The sequence below is a fragment of the Streptomyces sp. NPDC048484 genome (genome assembly GCF_040651415.1).
In the GTDB taxonomy this organism is placed as follows: domain Bacteria; phylum Actinomycetota; class Actinomycetes; order Streptomycetales; family Streptomycetaceae; genus Streptomyces.
The window spans coordinates 1-8,106 of the sequence record NZ_JBEZJY010000105.1 but is presented as its reverse complement, the minus strand read 5'-3'; the positions used below and the strand labels follow the sequence as shown (position 1 = coordinate 8,106).

Here is an 8,106-nt window from a genome sequence, read left to right as displayed (position 1 = left end):
GCCGCCGCAGCCCTCGTCCTGCTCCAGCTCGAGTACGACCGCACCATCTGAACGATCACACAACGCCATGATCCGTTACTGACAAAGACTCACTGCTTGGAGCCGGGATTCTTGCAGTCGGGGGTGGTATGGCTTTGACCGTCATGATGATCCGACGCCTGACGTCGAGAAGGTGACCCATGTTGTTCATCTCGCCGTCGGCCTCTTCGGCGGGGTGGGACACCAGGTCGTTGGCCCACGCGAACACCAGGGAGGGTCGGACCGCATACGGCGGCTGATCGGTCACCGGCGCCTGCTCCGGAGGTCTTCCCCGTCCTGGCGGTGAACCAGGCGTGCACTAGCCTCGCGCTTTCATGACGGGTCGCCGACGGAGTCGGTGACCCGTTTTCGTGCCGTTAGCTGAGGGTGGGGCAGGTTGAGGGCCCGAGTGTCGTCTCGGGTGGACGCCGGGTTCCACTGCTCCGGCTGGAGGGTTCTCTCGTAGGGACGGGGAATCCGCTGGTCAGTCAGGGTCTGGCAGGGCGGTGAGTCGGTCGAGGGCGGCGGTGATGCAGCTGGCCCAGGGCCAGTGCCGGGCCAGGCGGAGGAACCGCTGGCGGCCGGTGGTGACGAGCTGTCCGGCCGCGCTGAACAGCCGGAGCCGCAGGCGGCGGGGTTCCCAGAGCCGCGACCCAGGCGCCGTCACGGATCTCGCCGTCCGCCTCGGCGGCCGGCGTCCAGGCCGACGCCGGAACCTTCAGCACATGCTGGTGGATCGCGTCGGTGATCACCATGCCGACCGAGTAGGACAACCACCGTCCCCGCTGGGCGGGCCAGGCGACGAAGTCGTGGGTGCCGCCCGCAGAGTCCGTGCGGATCAGGGTCTGACGTCCGCGCCGGTACTCCTTCGGCAGTTGGGCCAGGGCCAGTTGGGTGGCGGTGATGTGGTCGGTGGCGGTGTTCGAGCCCGCGTTCCCCGGCCTGAGCAGGGCCGCCACCGGCTCTCCGGTGCCGCCCGGTCCGTGGTCGACGAACCCCATCAGCGGGTGGTGGCCGTAGGTTCGCTTCCAGGTCGGGGCCGCGTCCTCCTTGTCCGAGTGCGCGATCACCAGCACCCCGTCGAGATCGACGGTCACCGTCCCGTCGACATCGGGCGCTTCCCGGTCGGCCAACTGCCAGACGTGTCTGCGGACTTCGGCCCGCGCGGAACGGATGGCCCGCAGAGCTCGGTCGCCGGAAGAGGCAAGGGTGTTGATCAGGCGGGAGACCGTCGGGTCGGAGGCGGCCGGCCCGAACACGGCCGGCTCGGCCCGCAGCATGCCGACATCGGCGAGGCAGTCCCCGCCCAGCGCCACCGTCAGGGCGACGTCCAGCAACGTCTTCCCCGGATCGTGGACGGCCCGCGGCTTCCGCCACGGCGTCAGCGCCGCGGATATAGCGGTGTCCAAACCGGCCTTGCGGACGGTCTCGACCAGCAGCACGCCACCGGCCTGCGAGACCACCATTCGGCCGCCGCCCTCGACGCGGACACGCGGGTACGACCCGATACGTTTCTTCACCGGAGGAGTGCAGCTTTCCTGACGACGAACAGGACCCTTGACAAGTCCCATCGTCCTAGGTCAGAGGCGCTTCCGGCTGATTTGATCAAGCATCGGACACCCACACTCGCGAAGCGCGAGGCTGAAGCTCTCCCGCCGTCACCCGGGCTGCTGCCGCTCGCGTGCTTCGCCCCGCGGCGTGGTGACGATGAGACGGGCCCGGGGTGCGGTGATCACCTCACGGAAGGCCGGGTCGGTAAGGAGCACGACCGGGGCTATACGGTGCGGCGACTCGGAGTGCCAGTGGGGCAGAGCGGTCTCGATGACGGTCCAGGCGTCGTCGGTGGCGCCGGACAGGGCGATCGTCCGGGCCGCGTCCAGGGCCTTCTGAAAGACGGGGGATTCGGGAAGCGTCGGCGGGGCGGACGCGGCGGCGTGGGGGATCCAGTCCGTGACGGGCTTGCCCTCGGACATACGGATCTCTAGCACGAGCACCGACGAGAAGTCCCTCCCAGGTCCGTACTCCTCCACCGTGCGACGCAGATACAGCGGCACGGCCTCCGCACGTACCTGTTCGAGGCCGACCGCCTCCATGACATGCGGGCGCCCGAGGATGCCGTTGCGGACCCGGTGATGCGCGTAGGCCAGATCGAGGAAGGCACCCAGTATGACAGCCAGGTAGGCACCGGCCCCCGACCCCTTGACGGCGGCCTGCTCGAAGGTGGCCACCGCCCTCTCGGCCTCGCCCCGCAGGGCCTGCGCGCGGCCCTCGGCCACCAGCTGCTCGGCACCATCCGGATGTACGGCGCTGCCTTCGTAGCCCTTGAGCCTCTCGAACGAGCTGCGCTCCGCCGCGACCAACTCGGCGAAGGACCCGTACCGGTCGCTCAGACCCGGTTGCCAACTCGACCAGGTGTACGCGGCCCACTCCCCGTCCTGCGACACGTCCCCGGAGTCCAGCAGCCACAACTGGGCGTCGCCCTCGTCCGCGATGAGCAGGACGGGGGCCCTGACGCGCTTGCTCGCGTCGTCCGGCTCATCGTCATAGGTGTCCATGTACATGTCGGCGTCATCGTCGTCGAGCCAGTCGAGGGCGCCGGTCGTACACATCTCATACATAAACGGGCCGAGGCGCGACCAGCCGTCGGAGGCGCCCAGGAACGAGCGATAGCTGGGCGGGAGCCGGGTGCCGAGCCGGTCCTCCAGAGCCGCGATCCGCTGCTCGTCCGCGCCCTCGTAGCCCAGCCACCCGGTGGCCCGCTGCTCGTCGCTGACGTTGAACAACTCGCCCTCGGCCGACACCCGCAGAACGTCGGCACCGTACTCAGCCAGGTAGGAGCGCCACTGTTCGACGGTCCTGAGCCGCTCCGCGACCGTCCCGGTTTCCGGGTCGGCGGCGGAATCCCCGAAGATTGATCGCACAGCACTCCTGACGTTCTGATGTCCCGATGCCTGTATGGTCGCTGAACACGCCGGGGCCTTGGGCCTGTTCAGCACGCTCGGCCCAACACCCTGGCATCGTCCATGCTAGAGACACCCACTGACACCGCGGCCGGGCCATCGACCCACCAGCATCGGACGGCTCAGGTCGCCGTCGGTCAGCCGATGAGGTGGTACGTCCCCTATCCAGTGGCGAAGACCACGCAGCTGTCCTCTCTCCGCAGGAACATAGCGGTTCCGTACGCGATGTCCGCGCGGGCCGCCGCCTCGCCGGCGGGGATCCACACCTCCGCGGTGGTGTTGGCGGGAGGAGACCGCGAGCCGGAAGCCCTCCAAGTCCGTCTTCCAGCGTGTGGTGACCGGCCCGTGAAGCAAGTCGAAGCAGCCCTGCGTCTCCGTCGCGCCACGACCTGGGCGGGGCCGGACGACGATCTTCCGGCAGGATCTCGCCCGGACCATGCACCGTCCGCTGCTTCCGCTACGGCATCAGGGCCGCCGATATCGCCTGATCCAGCCCAAACTTGCGGACCGCCTCGACCAACAACACGCCACCGGCCTGGCCTGACCACTCCACGACCGTCGCCCTCAATACGGACACACGGATACGACCCGATACGCTTCTTCACCTGAGGAGTGCAGCTTTCCTGATGACGAGCAGGACCCTGCACAAGTCCCATCGTCCCAGGTCATAGGTACCCATCTCCTTTTTGATCAGGTTTCCGACGGGCTAGTTCATGAAAGCGCGAGGCTAGACGCCCTTCAGAACACGATCAAGTGCCGCCCGGCCTGCAGGCCCCCAGTGCGGCTTGCCGCCGGGAAGGCCTTGATCTCCGTTCTGACCCATGAGCATCAGGAAGAGGCTCTTCATGGCGGCCAGCCCGCGGGCGCGCCGGATCGCCGCCTCGTCTGCATGCGCGTACATGTCGAAGAACCGTGAGGCCGTGCCCGCGGGCAGCAGTACCCATGCGGCGGCGAGATCCCACGCCGGATCGCCGGCGAACATGTCACCGAAGTCGACGATGCCCGAGAGCGTTCCGTCCGAGACGACGACGTTCGCGGGATGGAGGTCGCCGTGCACCCACACCGGCGGTCCCTCCCATGCGCGGGCCGCAACGGCGTCGTCCCAGACGGCCCGGACGTCGGCAGCGATGTCGTCGTCGGGGGCAACGGCCTGGAAGAATTTCTCGAAGCCGTCCGTGGAGTTCCTGGGATGGGCGCCGCGGTCGGTAGCGATCGGCGCCTCGGCGGGCGCCTCCACATGGAGCGCCTGCAGGAAGCCCGCCAGCGTGTCGGCCGCGTGGTCGCCGCGGCTGATCGAGCCGTGGTCCAGCGGCTCGCCATCAACCCACGTCATCACGGTCCAGTGCTTCGGGAAGCGCTCGGACGGTTCGCCGAACCGCACCGGGGTCGGCACCGGGAGCGGCAGACGCGGGGCCAGTACGGGTAGCCACCGCCGCTCCTTGAGCTGGAGCTCCGGGGTGGGGTCCATGCGTTGCATGCGCACGGCCAACTCGTCCCCGAGACGCCACATTTGGTTGCCCCAGCCGCCCGCCACCTCACGGATGGCCATCCCCGCAAGGTCTGGATGCTGCTCCCGCAGCAGGTCACGGACCAGGTCTGCATCGATCTCGATCTCGGTGTCGGTCATGCGAAGTCACAGTACCGAGGCGGGTGGAGAGGCTCTCGTTTCCCGGAAGATCTAGTTGCGATTCCTCCCGCACCACTTGCTATGCACAGAGAGCTACAGATCATGAAATATGGCACAGCTTCTTCCCTTTGTCTTTCAACCTTCAGCGTGAGCTGCTCAGGTTGCCCTCACTTGTGGGGTGAACGGCTCATTGGGCTGTGCGAAAGGTTGCTGTGCGAAAGGTTGTTACGCTGCCGCGGTGACCCTGCCGACGGTTCAAGAGGCGCGTGCACTGCACGAGAAGTACGCACCGACGCGTGAGGCTCTCGACCTTGTGTACACGCACTGCGAGATCATCTGCCGCATCGCAGAGCAACTCATGGCTCGCACTGTCCTCCAGCTTGATACTGCCCTTGTGCGTGCAGGCGCACTGCTCCACGACATCGGTGTCTACCGGCTCTACGACCATGCCGGACGTCTCGATCACAGCAGCTACATCCGCCACGGAGTCCTCGGCCACGAGATCCTCCGCCAGGAAGGCTTCCCAGAGCGCCTCCGCCGCTTCTGCTCCTGCCACACAGGAGTCGGTCTCACCAGGCACGACATCCGTGAACAGCGGCTGGATCTACCTGTGGCCGACTACTTGGCCGTGACCGCGGAAGAGCAACTGGTGATGTACGCGGACAAATTTCACAGCAAGACCAGCCCGCCGAAATTTCTCACTGCCGGCCTCTACGCCGCGTACCTGCAGAGATTTGGAAGCGACAAAGTCAGCACATTCCACCGACTGCAGGTCCAGTTCGGCGAACCTGAACTCACGGCCATCAGAGATGAGTTCGGTCACCGCCAAGCATGAGGTGAGTCGAACGATGCCCCGAACGTGATCGCTCGTACGGGGATCCCGGGGACGTGAACACGGCCTCCATCTGACCCTGTGCTCCGACCAAAGAGGCACTTGACCAGTACGAAGGCCGTGGAGGAACGAGTCTGCTGCATCACGACCTCCGGCGTGAAGCGTTCGCGGTGGCATCACACTTCCGGGACGATCGCCGTAGAGCGAGCAGTTCCGTACCCGGCTCGGTCACGTCAGCGGTGACAAGGTGTAGAGCTCTCGCCGAACGGGCGCTGTCTGCGCGAAGACGCCGGGGCAAGAAGAAGACCGGCCTCTTGCGGTGAACCCGCGCCGGCCGCCCGCGCTCCGGTGCGGGCCTTCGCCCTCTGCCACCGCGCCGTACGGCCCCCTCCCGGCAGCGGCAGTCCCGCGCGGCAGATGGCTCACCCGGCGCTGCGAGGTTCACGGCGCCGGTACGGCACCGATCTGCTGCATCACCCCGAGGAGATCGGGCTGGCCCCGTTCGCCGACGATCCGGCCGTCGGCCAGGTAGTAGAAGTTCATGGCCTGCACCGAGATCTTGTTGCCGCTCGCCGGGATCCCGAAGAATTCACCGTCGTGGGTTCCCCGCATGGTGAACCGCGCGGCCACGGTGTCGCCTTCGGTGACCGTCTCCTCCAGCGTCCACTGGACGTCGGGGAAGGCGCTGCGCATCATCCCGATGACTTCCAAGTACCCATCGGGCCCCCGCAGTGGTTCCGGGTGGCTTGGCGCGTGGAACACCGCGTCCGGAGAAATGACCTCGCGGGCGAGATCCTCGTTGCCCGTGTTGATGAACTCGACGAAACGGTTCATCACTGACTCGGTGGACTGCGATGGCATCTTGCTGTGCCTCTCCAGGGACGTTTGGGCGGGTACCTGCGAGCGTAACATCGAATCGATGTTCACATCGATTCGATGTTCGCGTGCGAAGATGGACTCATGCTGGAACTCGCGATACTCGGCTTCCTCGCCGAGGGCCCCCTGCCAGGACACGAGCTGCGCCGCCGCGTCTCACAGCTGACCGGCTATACGCGGCCGGTCAGTGACGGCAGCCTGTATCCGGCGATCAATCGCCTGACCAGGGCGGGCTTGATCGAGCGGCGCGCCGACCCGGCCGCGGGGGCGGCCCGGTACGTGCTCAGCCTGACCGCGGTCGGACGGGCCGACATGCTTCAGCGCCTGCGCAAGCCCGCCGACCACGAGATCACCGACTTCACCCGGTTCTACGTCGTCCTGGCCTTCCTCTCCCACCTGCCCGACGTGGCCGAACAGCACGCGGTGCTGCGCAGACGGCTGGAGTTCCTGGAAGAACCGGCGAGTTTCTTCTACGACAACGAGCGGCCCCTGCGTGCCGAGGAGATCGCCGACCCCTACCGGCGGGGCATGCTGCTCACTGCCCGCGCCACCAGTCGCGCCGAACGGACCTGGCTGCGCGAGACCCTCGGGGAGGAACCACCCGTATTCGACACCGGATGCACCGACAGCGATCCGCATGCGCCCGCCGCTCCCGCGAGCTGACTGTCCACGGAGGTACCCCCATGCTTGCTTCCTGGTACGACGACCAGGGCCCCGCCGCCGATGTCCTGCACGTCGGTGAACTGCCTGATCCCGTCCCCGGCCCCGGCGAGGTCCGCGTCCGCGTCATCGTCTCGGGTGTCAACCCCGGCGACACCAAGAAACGGCGCGGCTGGCTCGGCTCGTCCATGCCCTGTCCACGGGTGATCCCGCACAGCGACGCCGCCGGAGTCATCGACGCCGTGGGCGCCCAAGTCGACGCCCGCCGCGTCGGACAGCGGGTCTGGGTATACGGCGCCCAGTCCTACCGCCCCTTCGGCACCGCCGCCCAGTACACCGTCGTACCCGACCACCAGGCCGCACCCCTGCCCGACCACCTCAGTGATGATCTGGGCGCGAGCCTCGGCATCCCCGGCATCACAGCCCACCGCACCGTCTTCGCCGACGGCCCGGTCGACGGCCAACTGGTCCTGGTCCACGGAGTTCTCGGCGGCGTCGGCTCCCTGGCCGCCCAGCTCGCCCACTGGGCCGGCGCCACCGTGCTCGCCACCGTCCGCCGAACCGCGGACCTCGACCGCGTCGACCCGACCGTGGTCTCCCACGCCGTCGCCCTGGACACCGGCGAGCCCGCCGCTGCCATCCGCTCGTACGCGCCGCGGGGCGTCGACCGGATCATCGAGGTCGCGCTGTCCGACAACGCCGATCTCGACAACGCCGTCGCCGCCAACAACGCCGTCATCGCCGCCTACGCCACCCGCGCGGACCGCACCGAGATCCCCTTCTGGCCTCTGCTGTTCAACAACGTCACCCTGCGGCTGCTCGGCAGCGACGACTTCCCCGCTGAGGCCAAGCGCCAGGCCGCCCGCGACCTCACCTCCGCCGCGGCCGTCGGCGCCCTCACCGTCGCCGTCGGCGACCGCCACCCGCTGGACGACATCGCCAAGGCCCACGACCGCGTCGACGCCGGCGGTGGCCACGGTCGCATCCTGCTCACCATCCCCCAATAGCGCTGACTCGGAACACTGCTCTGCTCAACTGCCTAGTAGCGTGTCGCTGCTTAGTTCCGGTGTGTCGGGTCGGGAGGTTGGTGTCTGGCAGCTTTCCTTTCCCTCTGCCTGATAGGACGGCGCTCA

The 8,106-nt window shown here is 67.7% G+C and carries 6 protein-coding genes and 2 pseudogenes; 3 read left to right on the top strand and 5 right to left on the bottom strand.

The features are described from left to right. Positions 1-502 precede the first annotated feature (502 nt). From AB0D14_RS44390 to AB0D14_RS44375, 4 genes and pseudogenes are all read right to left on the bottom strand, one after another. Positions 503-1,538 (bottom strand): annotated as a pseudogene (locus AB0D14_RS44390) (IS1380 family transposase). Positions 1,539-1,676: 138 nt separating this feature from the next. Beyond that, the gene (locus AB0D14_RS44385) at positions 1,677-2,939 is read right to left on the bottom strand and encodes an SMI1/KNR4 family protein (RefSeq protein WP_362791078.1); all 1,263 of its coding nucleotides are present in this window, start codon (positions 2,937-2,939) and stop codon (positions 1,677-1,679) included. A gap of 499 nt (positions 2,940-3,438) precedes the next feature. Continuing rightward, a pseudogene (locus tag AB0D14_RS44380) lies at positions 3,439-3,583 on the bottom strand (IS1380 family transposase); the annotation flags it as partial. A 122-nt stretch (positions 3,584-3,705) separates the two neighbouring features. Beyond that, positions 3,706-4,605: an aminoglycoside phosphotransferase family protein gene (locus AB0D14_RS44375; protein ID WP_362791075.1), complete on the bottom strand. Its 900-nt coding sequence runs from the start codon at positions 4,603-4,605 to the stop codon at positions 3,706-3,708. A gap of 238 nt (positions 4,606-4,843) precedes the next feature. Between AB0D14_RS44375 and AB0D14_RS44370 the strand changes: the two genes are divergently transcribed. Further along, complete coding sequence (locus AB0D14_RS44370) at positions 4,844-5,440, top strand: HDIG domain-containing metalloprotein (RefSeq protein WP_362791072.1); 597 nt, start codon at positions 4,844-4,846, stop codon at positions 5,438-5,440. Between the two features lie 438 nt (positions 5,441-5,878). Here the strand turns inward: AB0D14_RS44370 and AB0D14_RS44365 are convergent, their stop codons facing one another. Then, positions 5,879-6,271 carry an ester cyclase gene (locus tag AB0D14_RS44365; protein WP_306927177.1) on the bottom strand — a complete coding sequence of 131 codons (393 nt, stop codon included), beginning with the start codon at positions 6,269-6,271 and terminating at the stop codon, positions 5,879-5,881. Positions 6,272-6,397: 126 nt separating this feature from the next. Between AB0D14_RS44365 and AB0D14_RS44360 the strand changes: the two genes are divergently transcribed. Both AB0D14_RS44360 and AB0D14_RS44355 read left to right on the top strand, forming a co-directional pair. Then, on the top strand, positions 6,398-6,976 hold the full coding sequence (locus AB0D14_RS44360; protein WP_362791069.1) for a PadR family transcriptional regulator: 579 nt from the start codon (positions 6,398-6,400) through the stop codon (positions 6,974-6,976). Positions 6,977-6,996: 20 nt separating this feature from the next. After that, positions 6,997-7,980 (top strand): NADPH:quinone reductase, encoded by a 984-nt coding sequence (locus AB0D14_RS44355; protein WP_362791066.1) that lies wholly within the window; start codon positions 6,997-6,999, stop codon positions 7,978-7,980. Positions 7,981-8,106: the final 126 nt, after the last annotated feature.

Excerpts from the sequence above, each read along its gene's own strand:
- AB0D14_RS44375 (WP_362791075.1), bottom strand. The coding sequence starts at position 4,605 with ATGACCGACACCGAGATCGAGATCGATGCAGACCTGGTCCGTGACCTG.
- AB0D14_RS44365 (WP_306927177.1), bottom strand. The coding sequence starts at position 6,271 with ATGAACCGTTTCGTCGAGTTCATCAACACGGGCAACGAGGATCTCGCC.
- AB0D14_RS44360 (WP_362791069.1), top strand. The coding sequence starts at position 6,398 with ATGCTGGAACTCGCGATACTCGGCTTCCTCGCCGAGGGCCCCCTGCCA.
- AB0D14_RS44355 (WP_362791066.1), top strand. The coding sequence starts at position 6,997 with ATGCTTGCTTCCTGGTACGACGACCAGGGCCCCGCCGCCGATGTCCTG.